This window comes from Halorientalis sp. IM1011, assembly GCF_001989615.1.
GTDB lineage: Archaea > Halobacteriota > Halobacteria > Halobacteriales > Haloarculaceae > Halorientalis.
Genome location: NZ_CP019067.1, coordinates 1,094,246 through 1,114,792 on the forward strand (window position 1 = coordinate 1,094,246; position 20,547 = coordinate 1,114,792).

The 20,547-nt window shown below is 69.9% G+C and carries 12 protein-coding genes; 7 read left to right on the plus strand and 5 right to left on the minus strand.

Annotated elements, in window-relative coordinates; all coding sequences use genetic code 11:
* Nucleotides 1-32: 32 nt before the first annotated feature.
* The 3 genes from BV210_RS05565 (at nucleotide 33) to BV210_RS05575 (ending at nucleotide 4,680) form a co-directional block, all read left to right on the plus strand.
* Complete coding sequence (locus tag BV210_RS05565; RefSeq protein ID WP_077205678.1) at nucleotides 33-860, plus strand: pantoate kinase; 828 nt, start codon at nucleotides 33-35, stop codon at nucleotides 858-860.
* 80 nt (nucleotides 861-940) lie between these two features.
* Nucleotides 941-3,865 (plus strand): DUF1508 domain-containing protein, encoded by a 2,925-nt coding sequence (locus tag BV210_RS05570; protein ID WP_077205679.1) that lies wholly within the window; start codon nucleotides 941-943, stop codon nucleotides 3,863-3,865.
* 68 nt (nucleotides 3,866-3,933) lie between these two features.
* On the plus strand, nucleotides 3,934-4,680 hold the full coding sequence (locus BV210_RS05575) for a 4-phosphopantoate--beta-alanine ligase (protein WP_077205680.1): 747 nt from the start codon (nucleotides 3,934-3,936) through the stop codon (nucleotides 4,678-4,680).
* Nucleotides 4,681-4,686: 6 nt separating this feature from the next.
* Here BV210_RS05575 and BV210_RS05580 read toward each other — a convergent pair whose 3' ends face one another.
* On the minus strand, nucleotides 4,687-6,516 hold the full coding sequence (locus BV210_RS05580) for a histidine kinase N-terminal 7TM domain-containing protein (RefSeq protein ID WP_077205681.1): 1,830 nt from the start codon (nucleotides 6,514-6,516) through the stop codon (nucleotides 4,687-4,689).
* Between the two features lie 156 nt (nucleotides 6,517-6,672).
* On the opposite strand from BV210_RS05580, the gene BV210_RS05585 reads away from it, so the two are divergent.
* A complete protein-coding gene (locus BV210_RS05585) occupies nucleotides 6,673-7,593 on the plus strand; it encodes a sulfide-dependent adenosine diphosphate thiazole synthase (protein ID WP_077205682.1) in 921 nt (306 codons plus the stop codon).
* A gap of 206 nt (nucleotides 7,594-7,799) precedes the next feature.
* On the opposite strand, the gene BV210_RS05590 is transcribed toward BV210_RS05585, so the two are convergent.
* Complete coding sequence (locus BV210_RS05590; RefSeq protein WP_157525862.1) at nucleotides 7,800-9,146, minus strand: M48 family metalloprotease; 1,347 nt, start codon at nucleotides 9,144-9,146, stop codon at nucleotides 7,800-7,802.
* Between the two features lie 168 nt (nucleotides 9,147-9,314).
* Here BV210_RS05590 and BV210_RS05595 point away from each other — a divergent pair, with 168 nt between their 5' ends.
* Nucleotides 9,315-11,327, plus strand: coding sequence for a CARDB domain-containing protein (locus BV210_RS05595; RefSeq protein WP_157525864.1), 2,013 nt, complete (start codon nucleotides 9,315-9,317; stop codon nucleotides 11,325-11,327).
* A gap of 55 nt (nucleotides 11,328-11,382) precedes the next feature.
* Nucleotides 11,383-12,144, plus strand: coding sequence for a DUF7001 family protein (locus BV210_RS05600; protein WP_077205684.1), 762 nt, complete (start codon nucleotides 11,383-11,385; stop codon nucleotides 12,142-12,144).
* 1 nt (nucleotide 12,145) lies between these two features.
* Here the strand turns inward: BV210_RS05600 and BV210_RS05605 are convergent, their stop codons facing one another.
* The 3 genes from BV210_RS05605 to BV210_RS05615 are packed head-to-tail and all read right to left on the minus strand — an operon-like array spanning nucleotide 12,146 to nucleotide 15,072.
* A complete protein-coding gene (locus BV210_RS05605) occupies nucleotides 12,146-13,477 on the minus strand; it encodes a hypothetical protein (protein WP_077205685.1) in 1,332 nt (443 codons plus the stop codon).
* A 36-nt stretch (nucleotides 13,478-13,513) separates the two neighbouring features.
* Entirely contained in the window at nucleotides 13,514-14,176 is a 663-nt protein-coding gene (locus tag BV210_RS05610; RefSeq protein ID WP_077205686.1) for a class I SAM-dependent methyltransferase, read from the minus strand.
* On the minus strand, nucleotides 14,176-15,072 hold the full coding sequence (locus BV210_RS05615; protein ID WP_077205687.1) for a thiamine-phosphate synthase family protein: 897 nt from the start codon (nucleotides 15,070-15,072) through the stop codon (nucleotides 14,176-14,178). Before BV210_RS05615 ends, BV210_RS05610 begins: the two co-directional genes overlap by 1 nt.
* 267 nt (nucleotides 15,073-15,339) lie before the next feature.
* On the opposite strand from BV210_RS05615, the gene BV210_RS05620 reads away from it, so the two are divergent.
* Nucleotides 15,340-20,481, plus strand: coding sequence for a S8 family serine peptidase (locus BV210_RS05620; RefSeq protein ID WP_077205688.1), 5,142 nt, complete (start codon nucleotides 15,340-15,342; stop codon nucleotides 20,479-20,481).
* Nucleotides 20,482-20,547 lie beyond the last annotated feature (66 nt).

Here is a 20,547-nt window from a genome sequence, read left to right on the forward strand (position 1 = left end):
CTTTTATTCGCCCGGGGGACCGACCGGGAGGCATGACTGAAGTCGAAGCGTTCGTCCCGGGCCACGTCACCGGCTTTTTCACCATCCACCGGGACGACGACCCGACGAAGGCTGGGTCGCGGGGCGCGGGGCTGACACTCACCGACGGCGTCACCGTCACCGTCCGCCCGGCCGAGGAGACGAGTGTCCGCTGTAACGACGTCCCGGTCGAGATGGACGCCGTCGAGACGGTCCTCGACACGCTCCAGGCGACCGCCCGCGTGGACGGGCAGACGCCACTGCCCATCGGCTCCGGGTTCGGCGTCTCGGGCGCGATGGCACTCGGCACCGCGCTGGCGGTCAACGAGGCGTTCGATCGCCGGCTCTCGGTCAACGAACTCGTCACCATCGCTCACGGCGCGGAAGTGCAGGCGGGTACGGGACTGGGCGACGTGGTAGCGCAGGCCCACGGCGGCGTCCCGATCAGACTCGAACCCGGCGGGCCACAGGACAACCTGCTGGATGCGATCCCCGCACGCGGTCCCATCGAGTACCACACGCTGGGGGAACTCTCGACCGAGGAAGTCATCTCCGGAAACACGGAGCTGCTGGATCAGGCCGGCAAGCGCGGGCTCTCCCGCGTGGTCGAGGAGCCCACGCTGTCGTCGTTCATGCGTGCGTCCCGGCAGTTCGCCCGTGAGGCCGAACTGCTCACCCCCGAGGTCCGGGACGTGATCCTCGACGTGAACGAGGCCGGCGGCGACGCCTCGATGGCGATGCTCGGACAAACCGTGTTCTCCATCGACGGCGGGCTCTCGGCGGCCGGCTACGACCCCGCGACCTGCCGGATCGACCCGACGGGCGCGCGACTGCTGGAGTAGCGGTCCGATTTCGGTCGCCGAGCTTCGTGTGAACCAACCCCACGTTTAAGGTACCGAGTGGTCCAACCACGAACTGTACAATGGCAACGGGATCGCAGCCTGACAGCGTCTTCTACGGCCTCTACGACGAGTACATGGGGGAGGCACGGACGAAACCGGAGGTGTACGGCTACTGGGTACTGGTGATCGGACTGCTCGCGGTACTGGCTGGCGTGGTGGTGTTCGCCACCGGCAGGACGGGACTGCTCGGACTCGGGCCGGTGGCCGTCACGGAACTCGCGCTGGTGTTCGTGGCGGCCGGGGGCCCGCTTTTCCTCCTGGGTGCGATCCTCCAGTTGCCCCTCCGCAGGCGGGCGGTGCCGGTCGCCGTCCTCGGCGCGCTCGCGTCCGTCGCCACCGTCGGGTACTTCCTGCAGATATACCCGAATCAGTGGGGCGTCGGGCGGACCGAAGGGCAACTCTTCCTCGCGGGCTACGGCGGCGGACTGGCACTGCTGGCGCTGGTCGCTGCCCTCGTGCCGGTGGTGACCGGCAGACGGAGTTACTTCCTGGCCGACGAGGCGGCGAGCGCGCAAGGGTGGGTGGTCGAGGACGAGACCGAAACCCGCGTCTCGGACGTGCTGGTCGGCGAGGCCGACCGCGACGGTGTGTTCGCGGTGTTCCCGGGCGAGTCGGGCTGGCACTGGTGGTTCGTCGAGCAGGCGGCCGTCGCCGACGGCACCCGGGCCTACGACAGTCGGGCCGACGCCGAGACCGCGCTCGAAGGGATCAAGGCGAAGGTGGCGGGTGCGAGCCTGCTCGAAATCAACCACGCCGCGTTCAGGCTGTACCGCGACGACGACGAGGACGGCGAGTCGACCGTCCGCTGGCGGCTGGTCGACGAGGACGGCGTCGTGCTGGCCGACAGCGACGGCCGCTACGCCGACCGCGAAAAGGCCGAGAACGCGGTGAACCTGCTGAAGGAACACGGTCCCGGTGCCTCGCTGCTCGACGTGGAGGAGGGTGCCTTCGAGGTGTACGGTGACGGCTCGGAGTGGCGCTGGCGGCTGGTCGACGAGGACCGCGGCGTGCTGGGCGAGAGTCCGCAGGCCTACGAGGACCGCGAAGCGGCCGAGGCGTCGGTCGCCTCGATCCGGGAGGTCGCCCGCGAGTCGCCGGTGATGGACGTGGAATCGGTCGGCGTCGAGTTGATAGAGGACGAGGGTACCTGGCGCTGGGAGCTGGTCGACGCCGACGACGAGACTATCGCGGAGTCCTGCGACGAGTTCGAGAGCCGCGAGGCGGTCGAGGACTCCGTTCGCCGGATCATGGACGGGGCCGTCGACGTGCCCTTCCTCGAAGCGAACTCGCCCGCCTACGAGATCGTCGAGGACGAGGCGGGCGGCTGGCGCTGGCGGCTGGTCGACGACGAGGACGTGGTCGTCGCCCGCAGCGAGGGCGCGGTCCCCTCCGAGGAGAGCGGGCGCTCGGTCGTGAGCCGCGTGAAAGACGTGGTCGAGGACGCGCCGGTCGTCGAACTCGACGACGCGGAGTACGAGATCTACCCCGAGGGCGACCGGTGGGCCTGGCGGCTCGTCACGGAGGACCGCGAGATCGTCGCGCGCAGTCCGGCCAGTGCGACTTTCGAGGACCCGGCGGCCGCGGAAGCGGCCGTCGAGGGGATGCGCGAGGAGATCGCGGACGCCGACCGGATCGAGTTCGACAGCGCCGCCTTCCACCTCTACGAGGCCGACGAGGGGAGCTGGAACTGGCGGCTGGTCGACGCCGACGGCAGCGTCGTCTCCGACAGCGGCCAGGAACACGCCTCCCGCGAGGACGCCGCGGCCGCGATGAACACGATGAAAGAACACGCACCCGACGCCGACCTCGTCGAGATCGGCAGCGCAGCACTGGAGCTGTACGAAGCGGATTCGGAGTGGCACTGGCGGCTGGTCGACGCCAGTGGGGAGACGCTGGCGACCAGTCCCGGCCGGTACGAGAGCGACGAATCCGCTCGCGAGGCGATGGACGCCCTCTCGATTCTCGCTCCCGAGGCCGACACGCGCCGGATGGACGCCGCCGTCTTCCAGGTGTACGTCGACGAGGGCGAGCGCCGGCAGTGGCGCTGGCGGCTGATCCATCCCGACGGGAGCACGATCGCCCGCAGCCGCGAGGGCTTCGCCGACCGGGAGAGCGCGACCGAGTCCGCCGGGTCGGTCGCCAACTTCGCCGCCGACGCGGCCGTCCACACCGTCGGGGACGTGGCGATCCGCTTCTCGGTCACCGTGGGCGAGGAGGGCGAGGCATGGGAGTGGGAGATCGTCGACCGCGAGCGCGACCCGCTGGCCGTCGGCACCGAGCAGTTCCCCTCCCGCGACGCCGTGGCGTCGACCGCCCGCCTCGTCCGGGACAACGCGGGTGGCGCGAGCGTCTTCGCCGTCGACCCGGCGGCGTTTCGCGTCGAAGCCGTCGAGGATGCCGAGGCCGACCGCTGGCGCTGGCGACTCGTGGACGCCGACCGGTCGACGCTGGCGGTCGGGGCCCGGACCCACGAGAGCCGCGAGAGCGCCCGGGTCGACCTGACGCGGGCCCGCGAACTCGCCGGCGGCGCGGGCCTGCTGGATTTCGACCTCGCCGCGTTCGAGGTCACCGAACGCGAGGCGGGGTGGATCTGGCGGTTCGTCGACACCGCGGGGAACACCGTCGGCGTCAGCGGCCCGACCTTCGACTCCCGGAGCGCAGCAGAGCGCGCGCTCGCGTCCGTCCGGGAGATGCTGACGACGGCGAGCCTGCTGGAGATCGAATCGCCGGCCTTCGAACTCCACGAGGACGCGGGAGACGGTGAGGAGGCCGTCGACGCCACACCGGGCCGCGGGACGGGCGAGTGGCGCTGGCGACTGGTCGATACGGACGGACGGACCGTCGCCGAGAGCAAACGGACCTACCAGACCCGCCGTGAGGCGCGGGAGGCACTGGGAAGTCTCCGGGAGTTCGGCCCCGACGCCGCCACCGAGACCCAGGCCTGATCGGAGTAGCCGACGCCGCGCTCGCGCTCATCGGTCGATTTTTCACACCTGCGAGGACTTGCCCGAGTATGGACGAGATCGACGTTCCCGAGAGTCACCCCCGCTACGAGTCCCTCCTCACGCGACACCGGATCGAGGAGGGGGTCGACCTGGGGATCACCTCGCGACAGGGGCTGATCGCACAGGGCCGGGGCGAGGCCTACGACTACCTGCTCGGCGAGCGGACCCTCGAAAGCGCCGACAGCGCCGAACGCGCCGCCGCCGCCCATCTGCTTCTGGCCGACCACCCTGTCCTCTCGGTCAACGGCAACGCCGCTGCACTCGTGCCCGGCGAACTGGTGGACCTGGCAGAGGCGACTGGCGCGGATCTGGAGGTCAACCTGTTCAACCGAACCGAGGAACGCATGGAACGCATCGCCGACCACCTCCGCGAGCACGGGGCCGAGGCGGTCAAGGGCCTCGACGCCGACGGCCGGATCCCCGGCCTCGACCACGAGCGCGCGAAGGTCGACGCCGACGGCATCGGCGACGCCGACGTGGTGCTCGTCCCCCTCGAAGACGGCGACCGGGCCGAGGCGCTCGCGGAGATGGGCAAGACGGAACTCGTGATCGACCTGAACCCGCTCTCCCGTTCGGCCCAGACCGCGACGGTCCCGATCGTCGACAACATCATCCGTGCGGTGCCGGGGATCACCGCCCACGCCCGTGACCTCGCGGACGCCTCCCGGGCCGAACTGGAGGGGGTCGTCGAGAAGTTCGACCGCGAGGCGGCCCTGCGGGCGGCCGAGGACGCGATCAGGAGCGGCGAGCTGTGACGCCGATCACTCGAACTCGAAGCCCACGTCGGTCTCGCCGATAGCGAGCCCCTGTGCGGTGGTGACGCCGGTGATCTCGAAGCGTGCGCCACCGTACTCGTCCTCGTCGTGGGTGCTGGCGAGCTGGCCGTCGACCGCACGGATCTCCCAGCCGTGGGCCTCGACGATCTCCTTGACGATGGCCAGTCCGAAGCCGGTGCCGTCTTCCTCGGTGGTGTGACCGTAGTCGAAGACGTGTTCGCGCTCCTCGGCCGGAATCCCCGGGCCGTCGTCCTCGACGGCGAACCCGGCGCGAGTGCGGTCCGATTCGTCCTCCTCGTCGGCGCTCGCGTCGGTCGACCGCGGCAACACACCGCGGTCGGCGTCGTACTCCAGTGGTTCGACGAGTAGCGACACGTCCGAACTGCCGTGGTCGATGGCGTTACGAAAGAGGTTCTCGAAGGCCTGCTGGAGGCGGTCGCGGTCGGCCTCGACGTACATGTCGCTCTCGATCCGCAGCTCGGCCTCGGGGGCGTTCACCAGCGACCAGGCGTCCTCGGCGACCTCCTGCAGCGACACCTGCTCGGTCTCGTTGACGGTCTGGCCCTGCCGGGCGAGCTGGAGCAGGTCGTCGATCAGTCGGTCCATCCGGTCGGCTGCCCGATCCAGCGCGTCGAAATGCTCCGGGTCGCCGGTCTCGCGGGCCAGTTGTGAGCGCGCGCTGATGACGTTCAGCGGGTTGCGCAAGTCGTGGGAGACGACGCTGGCGAACTCCTCTAGCTGTTCGTTCTGCTGTCGGAGCCGTCGCTCGCGCCGGACCCGGTCGGTGATGTCCTGCAGGACGACCAGTTGCCCCATCACGACGCCGTCGCCGTCGGTCAGCGGCGTCCCGGTGCGCTGGTAGGAGCGACCGCTCTCGGGATTGGTCACGACCTCCCGGTCGCTCTCGGGGTCGCCCGACCGAGGTGCGGGCGGGACCGCGAACGGGCGGAGCACTTCCCCCACGGAGCCGCCGATGGCCTCGTCGTGATCGACGGTCAGGAACGGCTCTGCCTGCTCGTTCACGTTGACGACGAGGCCGCGGATATCGATGACGACGACGGCGTCGTCCATCTGCTCGACGGCCGCCTGGCTGGCGATTGGGATCAACGTGAACAGACCGTGGCGGGCGACCGCCCAGCAGAACGTACACGCCGTGACGGCAAGCGAGAGCGTCATGACCTCCAGTCCCGGCAGGGGATTCCAGCCGGAGAAGTAGATGCCGGCGGTGACGACCGGCGCGACAGTCCCGGCGACCAGCAACACCGCCTGTCGACGGTAGATCCCGGCCGTCGTGTACGCACGCCATGAGAGGAGTGCGAAGCTGATCCCCGCCAGCAGAATACTGACGGCCACGTACGCGATCATCGCCTCGCCGAACTCGGGCCGCAGGGCCACGAATACGCCGTTGTCGATGATCTCCGAGTGCTTCAAAATCAGCCAGTGGTTCTCGTTGGTGAACATCAGCCCAATCATGACCAGCGGGATCAACGAGAGCAGGCCGGCGTTCCACCACCGAAGCCACTCGTTACGGCCCGTGTATCGCAACGTGAAGAAAAACAGGAGGACTGGAATGGGCATGAACCCGGCGAAACTCAGCTCGTACCAGAACAGCTTCTGCTGGAGTTCGACGCTCCCCATCTGGAGCGCGTACCCGAGCAGGACCCAGCAGATCGCCGCCGCCAGCACCACTGCCGTGTATCCCCCCGCTACCGGCTCGTAAGCGCGCTGCTGGCGAACGACGTAGAGGGCGGCGACGCCCACCAGCACGGCCCCGATGAGCGTGAGGGTGAGAAACGGAGTGTACTGCCAGGTCATTCGGAGTTGGGATGTGTTAGCCGGCCGATGGCTTATGACTTTTCGCTATTTCGACGCGAAGACTCGAACCCGACGAGCGGCCCGATTCCGGCCCGATCACCCTCCGTTTTGCCGACCAGAACACCTTTCAATTACCGGGTGGTAGTAGTGGCTACTATGTCCGACTTCCAGCAGTTTAGCGACGTGGGCGAGGCGGAAGTGACCCGTGCCATCGGTCAGGAGTGGACCGAGGAGTTCATGGATTTCTCCGACAGCGACGTGATCATCGTCGGGGGCGGCCCCTCCGGGCTGATGGCCGCCAAGGAACTGTCCGAACGGGGCGTCCAGACGATGGTCGTCGAGAAGAACAACTACCTGGGCGGTGGCTTCTGGCTCGGTGGCTTCCTGATGAACAAGGTCACCGTGCGGGGCCCGGCCCACCACGTCCTCGACGAACTCGACGTGGACTACAAGCAGTCCCAGGACAGCGAGGGCCTGTTCGTCGCCAACGGGCCGGAGGCCTGTTCCGGCCTCATCAAGGCCGCCTGCGACGCCGGCGCGAAGATGCAGAACATGACCGAGTTCACCGACATCGTCATCCGCGAGGACCACCGCGTCGGCGGCATCGTCATGAACTGGACACCCGTCCACGCCCTGCCCCGGGAGATCACCTGCGTCGACCCCATCGCCGTCGAGGCCGACCTCGTCATCGACGCCACCGGCCACGACGCCATGGCCGTCAAGAAACTCGACGAGCGCGGCGTCCTGAACGCGCCCGGCCTCGAAGACGAAGCCAGCGGGATGGACCAGACCGGCGACGACTCCTACGGCGCGCCCGGCCACGACTCCCCCGGCCACGACTCGATGTGGGTCGGGAAAAGCGAGGACGCCGTCGTCGAACACACCGGCCTCGCCCACGACGGCCTCGTCGTCACCGGCATGGCCACCGCGACCACCTACGGCCTCCCGCGGATGGGCCCGACCTTCGGCGCCATGCTCCTCTCGGGCAAGCGCGCCGCACAGGCCGCCATCGACGAACTCGGCGTCGACGCCGAGGACGTGGATATGACGACGCGGGCGAGCCCCGCTGACGACTAACCACCTTTTTCGCGAGGGGGTCGCCAGCGGCGACCCCCCTCGCCAAAAACGTGGTTTCCGTGAGCCGAAGGCGAACGGGAGCTCGAAAGACGCTGGGCGTCTTTCGGTGGCGAAAAAGCCGCGAGCGCGGCGCGCCGCGCTCGCGGCTGCTACGCTCGTGCCCTACCGTCACCGCACAGCGACCGCCGACATCGCCAGCACTCCCGTCAGCTCTGCTCTCGTTCCAGTCGTCGCAACTGTTCCAGTCGCTTAGCCGTCGGCGGGTGCGTCCGGAACCAGCCGCTGCCGGACTCGCCGTTCGTATCGTCGCCGTCGACGACGCCACCGGATCGGTGGAGCGGGAGGATAGACAGTGCGGAGACGCCCGCCGCGTGTCTGAGGTCGCGGTCGGGGGTGGCGTCGATCCGCGCGTCGAGTTTCCGGAGCGCGCTGGCCAGTGTTGCGGGCGACCCCGTAACTTCGGCCGCCACCCGGTCGGCGGTCATCTCACGGGCCCGCGAGAGGTAGGCGGCGTTCGCGCGACCGATGCCCCGGACGAACAGGGCGAGGGGGATGAAATGCGCGAAATAGTGACCGGTTTCTCGCCCGCCGCGGTCCGGCGCTTTGTGACCGAGGGCAGACAGCGAACTGCGGGCGAGCATGCCGTTCGCGACGACGATAGGGCCTGCGAGGATCGTCATCACTGTGGCGTCGCGGTTGGCGACGTGGGCGAGTTCGTGGGCGATCACGGCGTCCAGTTCGTCGCCGGTCAGCGTGTCGAGCAATCCCGTCGAGAGGACGAGGCGTGTCTCGATCGGGCGGAACCCGACGACCAGTGCCTCGGGCGTCTGTCGGTCCGCAAGTGCGAGAGTCGGTGCTGGCACGTCCAACTGCGCGGCGATCCGGGTTACCCGCGCGTGAAGGTCCGGCCGGTCGGCCGTCGACACGACGGTCGCACCCGCACTGTCCGTGACGGTGCGTAGCTGACGGTACTCCACGGCCCCGATCAGTGTCAGAATCACCGCTCCGGCGACGAACCCGATCTGACTGGCGTACCACCCCGGACCGAACAACGCCCAGACGGCCACCCAGACGGCGACGAACAGACAGATCGTACACAGACCGAAGACGAGAACCGTGACGAACAGCCGAACCGTGAGGCTCCAACTGCCGTACTCCGCCATGTCCCGGAGCGCGAGGAGGAACCCCACGAGACACCCACCCGCCAGCAGCAGGACCACGGTCGCGTCGACGATGCCGGGAGACCCGTCGGTGAACGGCGAGACTGCGACGACGAGTGACACGACCAGCACGAACAGCGACGCGGCGAGACCGATAACGAGCAGATGCCCCGCAACCGAGAGCCGGCTCGTGGCGCTCTCGTGACCGTACCTGACGCTCGCGACGCTGGAACCCAGTGTGACGACCGTCCCGACCACGACGCCGACACCCCGGCCCGCCACCGCTGTCGTCCCGAGAGCGAACACGCCCCAGAGCAGGCACAGCAGGCAGAGGGTCACCGTACAGAGGGCTACTGTCCCCAGGACGCCCGTCGTCTCCCCGTTCGTCTCCATACACGCCGTTGACAGGTGTCCAGAGTATCAGCTTTCCGAACCGACGGAAACGACCAGTCGTCGCGTGCGTCGACGCTGTGGGGTTCGATCGTCACGCGGATCGAGACCGCCACCGCACCGCCACCGCTGCCACCGGAACTAAGTTCGCCCTGTCCGACCCCGCTACTGATGAGACGACGACGCGTGCTGGTATTCTGTCTGCTGGCCGTACTCGCTCTCGGTGTCTGTCTGACCGGGACGGCGGCTGCCGACGCCGGGGACGCGACCGCCGCGAACGCGACGGCCAGCGCCACGCAGGACGGCGAGACGTTGCAACTCACGAAACGCCTCCACCTGACACCCGACCGCCCCGGCCAGATCGAGGTCACGGCGCGGTTCGACGACCCCGACAATCTGGTCGAACTGGAGACACAGGTGCCCGCCCGGGCGACGGTGATCGATACCGACGGGTTCTCGGGATCGGGCGGCGGGTACGCCTGGGACGGTCGGACGGACGCACCGAGTCTGACCTACCGGCTGCCGGTCAACGAGACGCGCGAGACCGAGGGGCCGCTCGCTGGGCGGGGTGACTACACCTTCGTCGACGCCGGGGAGTGGGCGATCGTCCGGACACCACAGGTCGGCGTCTCCTGGAGCTGGCGTGGCGGGAACGTTACGCTCGACCGGCGGACGACCGTCGACGGCGAGGGCGTCGCCAGCGAAGCCATGGCGTTTCTCGGCCCGCACAGTGAGTACACCCGGCGAGCCAACGGCCAGCGCTTCCGGCTGATCGTGCCGGCGGCGGCCTCGCTGGCCGAATCCCGGAGCCGGATCTTCGAGTCGATGACGGCGGCCTCGGATACGTTGCAGGTTGGTGCCCGCGACGCGAGCGTGTTCATGATCGCCGCGCCGACGACGAGCGTCGAGTGGTCCGTCCAGGGACTCCAGACCGGGGGCGACTCCTTCTGGGTGCAGGACGATCAGGGACTGCAGGTCCCGGACAACGTCTGGCTCCACGAGTACGTCCACACGCGACAGGACTACGACCGCAACGACGGGACCCGCTGGTTCACCGAAGCCAGCGCAACGTACTACGCCGCGCTGCTCTCCCTCGAACAGGATCGGATCGGCTTTTCGGCCTTCCGCAGCCGGTTGCGGGCCGGCGACGTTCGCTCGGACCCCGGCGAGGTGCTGGCGGCTCCGTCGACCTGGTCCGGTCGGACGCCCTATCTGAAGGGCGCGCTCGTGGCGGGCGAACTCGACCGACAGATCCGCCTGGCGGCCGACGGCCGACGGCTCCAGACCGTCTTCCGGCGCATGAACGCGGCCGAGGAACCACTGACGGCGGCGGCCTTCGAGGACATCGTGACCGACGTCGCCGGCCGGGAAGTCGGTCGGCTCGCGGACCGCTACACCACCACCGACGCCACCCCGTCGATGTGGTCTCGCACCGAACACCTGCGGGCCTTCGAGGGGGCGGCTCCACGGATCGAGTACGCGTTCGCGCCGGCGTCCGAGCGATTCCGGGTGGCCGGCCCATACCGCAACGGGTCGCTCGACGCAGGCCAACCGGTCGAACTGGCGACCGGTGAATCCCTCTCGCTCGACGTGCTCGTCGAGAACACCGGGGACGCGGCCGGCGAGTTCGAGGCCGCCTTCGCGGTCGACGGGCGGCGACTCGACGAACAGGCGGGATCCCTCGACCCCGACGAGCAGCGTCGGCTCACGTTCTCGCACACGTTCGACGAGCCGGGAACCTACACGCTCACCGCCGGGACCCGGACGGTCGAGGTCGCGGTGCGTGGCCCGTCACCGCCGGCCGTCGTCGACCTGCAGGCGAACGCCTCCCGCGTGACGGCCGGCGACGTCGTCGAACTGACCGCGCGACTCGGCAACGACGCGACGATTCCGGCCGCCGGGACGCTCACGCTCTACCGGAACGACACGGTGGTGTCGACGCGCGAGGTCGTCGTCGGACCCGGCAGCGAGCAGGAGATTACGTTTGCTATCGAACCGCCGGCCGGCACCCATCGGTTCCGCCTCGGCAACGCCACGGCGACGGTGACCGTCGACGCACCGCCGACGGAGCGCGACGGGACGGGTTCGACCGGGACGACCGCGAACGGTCCCGGGTTCGGCGCTCCAGCCGTCGTTCTCGCGGTGATCGTCGTCGCACTCGCCGGCCGCCGTCGCCGGACGTAGCGCGACTGGCCCGAGACCCATAACCCGTAACTTCGGCGGTCACGGACTGTCGGGTATGCCCGACCGCGTCACGCTCTACCGCGCCCCGACCACCGAAGCGGACGCCGACGCCATCGCCGACTGGCTCGACGAGCGCGTCCCCGCGACCGTCGAGGTACGCGACCGCTTTCTCGACCGCGAGGACGACGGTCTCGCCGAAGCCTTCGCCGAGGCCAGAGTCCTCAGCCCCTACGAGCGGGAGACGGGCAACACGATGCTGGGCATCGTCCGCTACGAGGAGCGCGCGCTGGAACACCCCGAGCGCGCCGGCGGCGTCATCTACGACGGACTGTCGGTGCAGGACGCGCTCCGCGAGCGCCTGCCCGCCGACGAGCGCTCGCTCGATCACCTCCACGTCCCGCTTCTGGATCGGGTCCTCGGAACGTGGGGCGACCACGACGGCCGCTGGCACAAGCGCGTCAACGTCCTCGGCCAGCCCGCGCTGGTCTCGGTGCCCGGCCTCTACGAGGCCCCAGCCAAGCCCGAACAGTACTACAAGGAGAAACAGCGCACGGCGATGGTCAGCGGCGACGCGCCGCCGCGGGAGGTCCTCGAATCACAGGTCGAGGGGGAGTTTCTGGTCGAGGACGACCCGCGGACGACCGAGGCGATCGCGGGGTACGTCCTGCAGGCCTACCACTTCCTCGCGACCGGTGAGGACTTCTGTGAGAACGAAGAGTGCCGGCTGGCCAATCCCCACCGCCAGCCCGGCGTGATCGAGGCACAGTTGCGCGAACCCGAGTTCTGTGCGGCGCACGCCGAGCGGTACGAGGCGTAGGTCAGGACCCGACCTGTACCGTGACGTTCGCGGTCGTGCCCTCGACCGAGACGGTGTCGACGAACGACTCGGGGCCGAACACGAACGCGGTCGTCCCGTCGTCGACCCGGACCGTCTCGAACCCGCGGCCGGAGTCGGTCACGCGGGCGGTCTCGTACTCGTCGAGGGCGTCGAACGCCTCGTCGGCCTCGCTGCTGTTGTCCCAGCGGTGGGTCCAGACCCAGGCGAACTGGTCGGCGTCGGAGCGGTTCCGGAACACCGACAGTTCGTCGGTCCCCCACCCGGTCGCCGCCGCCGCGGCCCGCTCGACGGACAGTTCGGTCCCGAGCGCGTGACGGGTCGTCATCTCGCCGAGCGTGTTGTTGCCGAGCAGTCCCCACTCGGAGTCGGTCTCGACCGTGACCGAGAGGTCTTTCTCCGGTTCCTCCTCGCGGGTGTAGTTGTGCATCACCTGCTCGGTCGTCCGCGGGTACTCCTCGTAGACGGCGGAGAGGTTCGCGGGTGAGTCGATCTCGTCAGCCACGTACTGTTTGCCGAACAGGTACGGGGCGAGTGCGGACCGGGTGGTCGCACCGCCCTGCTCGTACCGCTCACGGACGAACGCGGAGTTGTTCCGCACGTCCAGATGCCGGTGTGCGTACGCGTCGGCCGTGTAGACGGCTCCGCCCTCCTGGAGAGCGCGGTAGGTCTTGCGCTGGTCGGTCATGATGCCGCCAGTTCGGAGCCTGTCGAGCCAGGGGAGCATGTTCCCCTGATACTGGATCGTGTGCGCGAACTCGTGTGTGAGGACGCGCTCGACGACACCGGGCGGACCCTGCCCGGGATGGACGTAGACGTAGCCCGTGAACGGTGTCACCCCCGTCGGCTCGCTCCAGTTCACCGAGACGTTCTCGAAGCCGAGCGCCGCGTTGAGCGGGCTCGCGGCGATACTCGGGAGCGTGCCGCGCCACTCGCTCAGGTTCCGGATCGCGACCGGTCGCGGCTCCACATCTGTCCCCAGGAGCGTCTGCGTCCGGTCGAACGTCCGGTTCACGTCGAACGGCAGCGTCCCGTTCTGGACCTGGATACTGTACCCGCTCGTCTCCCCGCGGTCGTCGGTCTCGTTACTCGGCGGTCCCTCGTCGTCAGGCGTCGCGGTACCCGCAGGCGTGTCCGTGTTGCCGGGGTCGGGCGTGTCGGTCGATGCCGGGGAGTCGGTCGTCCGGTTGGTCGCGGTCGGTGCGTCCGTATCTTCCGGTTCCGTGGTCGTGCCGTCGCTCGGGCCGGCCCCACACCCCGCCAGCACGAGGAGGAGGGCGACCGCGAGCGGTGCGAGTTTCTTGGCGGACAGCATATTAGTTCCCACTGACACGAGCCGAAAAAAGCGTTCCTACACGCGGCCGGAGAGCAGGCCGAGGTAGCCGCCGGCGAACGTCTCGTAGCGGCGGTCCTCGGTGCGGGTGGCCAGCGCGGTCCGGCCGGCCTCGACCCGGCGCTCGAAGGCCGCGGTCACGGACTCCTCTGGCACTCTCCAGCCGGGCGAGCCCGCCCAGAGGAACGCGGCGAACGCGAGGTTGAGCGGCCAAGTGAGCGGGTGGTCGCTACGCTGGAAGTTCAGGACGGCGACGCGGCTGCCCGGCCGACACAGGGCCACCCAGTCGTCGACGACCGCCGCAGGGTCGCGGAACAGGCCGAGGACGAACGTCCCGAGGACGGCGTCGACCGGTCCCGAGATCGGTGGCTGGGTCGCGTCGCCCTCACAGAAGTCGACGTTCGACCAGCCGTCGTCGGCGGCTCGCTCCCGGGCCCGGTCGAGGAGCGGCCGGGTCACGTCGACGCCGACGACTCGGCCCTCGGACCCGACCTGCTCGCGGAGGTAGGGAACGTTCGCACCGGTGCCACACCCCATCTCGACGACGGTATCACCGGGTGAGAGATCGAGTGCGCCGGCGGCCCGCCGTCGCCAGGACCGCACGCCCGGGACGGTCGCAAGCCGATCGTACAGTCCGGTCCACCGGCCGTAGAACTCACGGACGCGGTCGACGTCGGCCATCAGAGACTGTCCCGGAGCCGCCCCGCGACCGTCGGCGCGTCGGGACCCAGCACGTAGATCACGGGCTCGATTCCGAACCCGCCGCTCTGGTAGAGGACGTCCGCGTCGGGTGTCGCCGCCAGCGCGTCCGGGATGGCGTCCTCGATGCCGGTCTCGGCGTCGAACTCGGTGACTGTGTGACCCTGCGATTCGAGCGCGTCGAGGAGGGCCGGATCGTACCGGACGTTGATCGCAGCGCGGGCGTCGCTCCCGTGTTCGCGGGCGGTCAGGAGGACGCTCGCGACGTACTCGCTGACGCCGAACTCCGGTTCGGCCGGAATCTCCGGGCGGCCCTTGAGGTCGATGATGCGGCCGGGCACCGCCACCACGTCCTCGATGCCGGTCGCGTCGGGTAGCGCCTCCACCAGATTCGTCCCGACTGCGGGGATGTGCCGGGAGAAATCCGCCGTGTTCTCGATCACCGTCAGCCCCCGCCGGACCGAGGCCAGGGCCTGCTCGGCCACCCGCACGTCGCTGTCGGGATCGTGCACGTCGAACGCGCCGCCGTAGTCGGCCAGTTCGGGGACCTCCTCCTGGTGGAGCTGGGCGAGCACGTCCCCCTGTTCGAGCTGACGGATGACGACCTCGGTCTCGACCAGCGCCTGGACGGGACTCATCTCACCGTCGGTCAGCCCCTCGCCGAGTCGCTCGACCAGATCGACCAGCCGCTCGTCGCTCAGCAATCGCTCGTTGCGCGCCACCTCTCCGTGGACGTACTTCGAGACGGCGCTCTGGCTGATCCCCAGGAGGCCGGCCACCTCGCTCTGTGTCAGCCCCCGCTCCCGCAACTCCTCGGCCAGCATCGACCGGAAGGTCGGCAGAAACTCCTCGACCACCACCTCCTCGATGAATCTCATTGCCCCCACTCCGGCGCGAACTGGCATAAAAACCGTGCCGAGCGACTCGCCGGAGGGACACGGCAACTGATTCGATACCATCAATAATGTATCATACAACTCTATCTGGTAGATTTGCTCACAGACAACCTTCTAATAGCTTCTAGAGCCTGTCTTTAACAAACTGGCAAGTAAATGAATACCAAGAGATATTATATATCTCAAAAATAGTAGAGTAGAAAACAATAACTGGGGGAGCTGTGGAACACCGGACACGGTTCCGAAGAGATGGTCGCAACAAACCGGTGGTCGATCGCAGTCGGTGTCGTACTGTTCGTGAGTCTCGTGGCCGGTACGGCGGCCGCCGCACCGACCGCGGGACCGCTTGCTACGGACGGCAACGAGACCGCGGCCGCCAACGAGTCCCTGACCTCGTCGGGGCACTCCCGTATTCACGACGATTTGCTCGGTGCCGGACGCGAGTCGCCCGCGAACGGGTCCGACTCCGCTGGACGCGGCGAGGGCGGCGACCAGTTCGTCGACGCGACGGTCGTGGCACAGCCTGACAGCGCCGGCTCGGCTGCGGCGGCCGTGCGCGCCGCGGGCGGCCACCTGGATTCCCGCTACGAGGACGAACTGCAGGTCCGACTCCCCGCGCGGGCACTGACCCAGGTCGCGAATACGTCGGCGGTCCGGGTGATCCGACCCCCGATTCCCATCGAGCCGACGAGCGTCGAGGGGCTACCCGCGATGCGGGCCGAGCGCGTCCACGACCTCGGATACGAGGGCGCGAACGCGACCGTCGCGATCATCGACACGAGTGGGTACGACCTCGACAACCCGGCCTTCGGGGATCAGGTCGTCGCCACGCGGGACTTCTCGGGCAACGGCATCGAGGGCGGTGCGGGCTCACACGGGACCAAGACGGCAGAACTGGCCGCCCGGACCGCACCCGGGGCCGACGTGGTGCTGGTCCGGATCCGCACCACGACGGATCTGAAGCGCGCGGTCGACTGGCTCCGGACCGAGACGGTCGCCAACGTGGTCTCGATGTCGCTGGCGTGGCCCAACACCGCGGGCCCGCTCGACGGCACCGACGACATCGACCGGAAGATCGGCGAGTTCGTCGCCGACGGCGGGGTCTGGGTCACCTCCGCGGGCAATTACGCCAACGGCCGCCACTGGAACGGCTCATGGCGGGACCCGGACGGCGACGACGTGCTGGACGTGGACGGAGGAGGGGCCGTCGCGGTCGATCCGCCGAGCAGCGGGTCCGCGGACGTATTCGTCAGCTGGGACGACTGGGTAACCCGGGACGAGGACTACGACGTCCTGTTGGTCGACGGGGACGGAACCGTGCTGGACCGCTCGACCAATACGCAGGACGGGGCCACGTTCGGCCCGTGGGAGCGGGTCACCGTCGACGCAAGTGACGCGGACCCGCGGCTCCGGATCGTCCACCGCTCCGGGTCGAGAGACGCCGAGTTCGACGCGTTCACGTTCGGCCGGGCGGGTTTCGATCCGAGCGACGCCCGGCGGAGCCTGCTCATCCCCGCGGCCAGTCCCGACGTGATCTCGGTGGGCGCGGTCAACTACGACTCCGGTGAACTGGCGGATTACTCCTCCCGGGGGCCGACAATCGACGGGCGGCTGAAGCCCGACGTGGTCGCGCCGGACGGTGTCAGCACCGACACGGGCTGTTGTTTCTACGGCACGTCGGCGGCCGCACCCCACGCCGCCGGGGTCGCGACGCTCGCGCTGGATGCGAACGCCAGCCTCTCGCCAGCCGCGGTTCGGACGGTCCTGCGCCGAACCACGACGACCGTCCGCGACGGCGAACCCACCGTGACGACCGGCTGGGGGCTGGTAAACGCCACCGGCGCGGTCGCCGCGGTGGAGCGGGTCGCCCCCACCGTCGGGAACGCGACGCTCACGCCGCGGACCGACGGCTGGCTCGGCGTCGGCGACGAGGTACGGGTGACCGCGACGGCGACCGACGATCTCGCCGTCGACCGGGTCCGAGCGAACGCCTCCACCCTCGGCGGTGGACCCGTCGCACTGACCGACGGCGACGGGGACGAGACCTACGACGGGACCGTCACGGTCGGGGCGAACGCCACCAGCGGCGAGCGGGCGGTGACGGTCACCGCGACCGACGCGGCGGGCAACACCGACGTCGACGCGACGGGGACGGTGCAGGTGGACACGACCCCGCCGACGGCGACCGGGGTGAAAATTGCGGACGCGACGGACGCCGACGGCGTCGTCGGTGACGGCGACGAACTCACGCTGGCCGCATCGGTCGCGGACGACGACGCGGGCGTCGCCGGGGTCGCGGCCGACGCCTCGGCCTTCGGCGCGGGCACGGTCGCGCTCACCGACGGGGACGGCGACGGCACCTACGACGCGACAGTTGCCGTCGAGGGCACCGACGCCGCGACGGACGGCGAGTACGCGGTCGAGGTCGTGGCGACCGACGGGGCCGGCAACGACCGATCGGAACGCACCGGGAGGCTCGCGCTGGACACCCCGCCCGCCATCCGGAACCTCTCGGTCCGGAACCTCGCGGGCCCAATCCTGGAGTTCGCTTTCGACGCCTCGGAGGAACTGGACGCGATCACGGCCACCGTCGACGGCCCAGCGTCCGTGACGCTGACGGCGGCGAACTTCTCGGCGACGGACGGCCGCTACGTGGCCACGTGGAACGCCAGCCTCGACGGGAGGTACACGGCGACGCTCGACGCGGCTGTCGACGACGCGGGCAAGGACGGCGCGACCGGCCAGTCCGAGCAGGTCGTGATCGACACGACCGCGCCCGACCTGTCCGGGGCGACGCTCGCGGACGGGACGGACGGCGACGGGACCGTTGGCGAGGGTGACGACCTCGAACTCGTCGCGAACGTGTCGGACGCGACCGCAGGCGTCGCGGAAGTCACGGCCGACGCGTCGGCCTTCGGCGCAGGCCGGGTCCGACTGACCGACGGTGACCAGGAGGGGACCTACGAGGCGACCGTTGCCGTCGACGGCACCAACGCGACGAGGGACGGCGACTACGCGGTCGAGATCGTGGCGACCGACGAGGCCGGCAACCGTCGCGCGGTCGATACCGGCGCGCTCGGGCTGGATACGCCGCCCCGGATCGCCAACCTGACCGTCCGGAACCCGACCGGCCAGCGGATCGCGGTCGGGTTCGACGCCTCGGAGGAACTGGACGCGATCACGGCCAGCGTCGACGGCCCTGCAAGCGCGACGCTGACCGAGACGGACTTCTCGGCGACGGACGGCCGTTACGTCGCCACGTGGAACGCGGGCCTCGACGGGACCTACTCCGCCACGCTGGACGGGGCGGTCGACGACGCGGACCAGAACGGCGCGAGCGGGCAGTCGGACACGGCCGTGATCGACACGACCGCCCCGGTGGTGTCGAACGCCACGCTCGCGGCCGCGACGGGTGCTGCCGTCCGCGACGGCGACACGCCCGTCGTGAGCGCGACCGTTTCGGACGCGACGACGGGCGTGGGAGCCGTCAGTGCCGACGCCTCGGCTCTCGGAGCCGGGACGATCACCCTGACCGACGACGACGGAGACGGGACCTACGACGCGAGCATCGCCGTCGACGGGGACGAAGCGGCGGGGGACGGCGAGCGGACCGTCGAGGTCACGGCGACGGACGCGGCCGGCAACGAGGTCCGCGCCGCGACGGACCCGGTCAAGCTCGATACGACCCCGCCCGCCCTGACGGTCGGCCTGCGGGACCTGCCCGACGGCGACGGCGGCGTCGAGGTCGGGGATCGAGTCGAGATCACCGCGACCGCGACCGACGCCACGACGGGCGTCGCCGGGGCACGCGCCGACGCGTCCGCGCTCGGTGCGGGGACGGTCGCGCTGACCGACGGGGACGGTGACGGAACCGTCAACGCGACCGTCCCGGTCGCGAGCCAGCGCTGGGTCCCGGACGGCGAGGCGACCGTCGCGGTGACCGCCACCGACGGGGCCGGCAACGAGGGCCGGGCGACGACCGAGCCCGTCGTCGTCGACTCCCCGCCGGAGGTTGGAGAGTTCTCGCTGGCGACACGCACCGACCAGCGGATCGTGGTGACGGTCCGCGCTTCCGAGCCGCTCGGGACGCTCCGGGTGGGCCTCGACGGCGCGACGACCGCCACGCTCTCGGCCGACGCGTTCACCCGGAGTGGATCGACGCCGCCCTACACCTACCGCGCGGTCAGGTCGGTCGGGACCGGCGGCGAGGTCACCGCGACCCTCGAATCCGCGACCGACGAGACCGGGCACGACGGGGCCAGCGGCCAGTCCGCCACGGTCTCGGTCGACCCGGCCGACCGCCGAGGCGGTGGCGGCGGGGGGTCGAGCGGCGGCGGAGGTAGTGGCGGCGGCGGAGGTAGTGGCGGCGGGGGCACCAGCGGCGGTGATGGTGGCGGTGGCACCGGGGGTAGTTCGTCTGGTGGTTCCTCGCCCGCCCCCGGAGCCGACGTGACGGTCCTTCCGACCGGCGGGACCAGCGCGGAGGCGTCCGTCCGGCGGGCCGACGAGGGCGAGACCGTCTCGCTCCCCGTCGGCGTCACCACCGCGAACGCCCGTCTCAGTCTGGATCGGCTGTCCGTGACCGCCGCCGACTCGGACTACGAGGTGGCAGTCAGCGCCGCCACGACTGCGCCTGCGAACGTTCCGTCACCGGCCGGTGCGCTCGGCTTCCTGACCGTCGACCACTCCATCGCCGACGCGAACGTCTCGGGCGCGACGTTCCGGTTCGGTGTCGACGCGGCGACGCTCGCAGAACGGAGCACCGGCCCGGGCGCGGTCGCCCTGCTCCGCCGGACGAACGGGTCGTGGACGGAGCTCGCGACGGCCCACCGCGGGACCGAGAACGGGACCCATCGGTTCGCGTCCGAGAGTCCGGGGTTCTCGGTGTTCGCCGTCGCGACGCCGGCGGCCGCCGATCTCTCGGTGACCAACGTCACGGTGAACCGATCGACCGCTGCCCGGGCCGAACCGATCGGCGTGACAGCCGCGCTGGCAAACGACGGCCCGGTGACCGCGACGCAGCGGCTGAACGTCACCGCCAACGGGACGCTGGTCGCGAACGAGACCGTGACAGTCCCTGCCGACGGGCAGCGGACCGTGACCGTCCCCGTCGAGTTCGCAGAGATCGGGGCCTACGCGCTCGCGGTCGACGACGTGGCCGCCGGTACGGTCACGGTCACCGTCCCTGTCGACACCCACGAGCCGTCCGGCCCCGCGACGACGTCCACCCCGGACCGGAACACTCGTTCGAGTCAGACATCCGAGTCCGAGACGGTGACCGACGATCAGCCGAGCACCACAACGGACGCCAGCGGCCCCGGCTTCTCGGTACTGGTGGCCCTCGTCGCGCTCGTGCTGGCTGCACTCGGTCTGGCGCGCCGGGTGCCGTAGCTCGACGGTCTGATCGCCTCCTCACGCTACTCGTTCTCGGCGATAGGGTTCGACGCAGCGGACCGA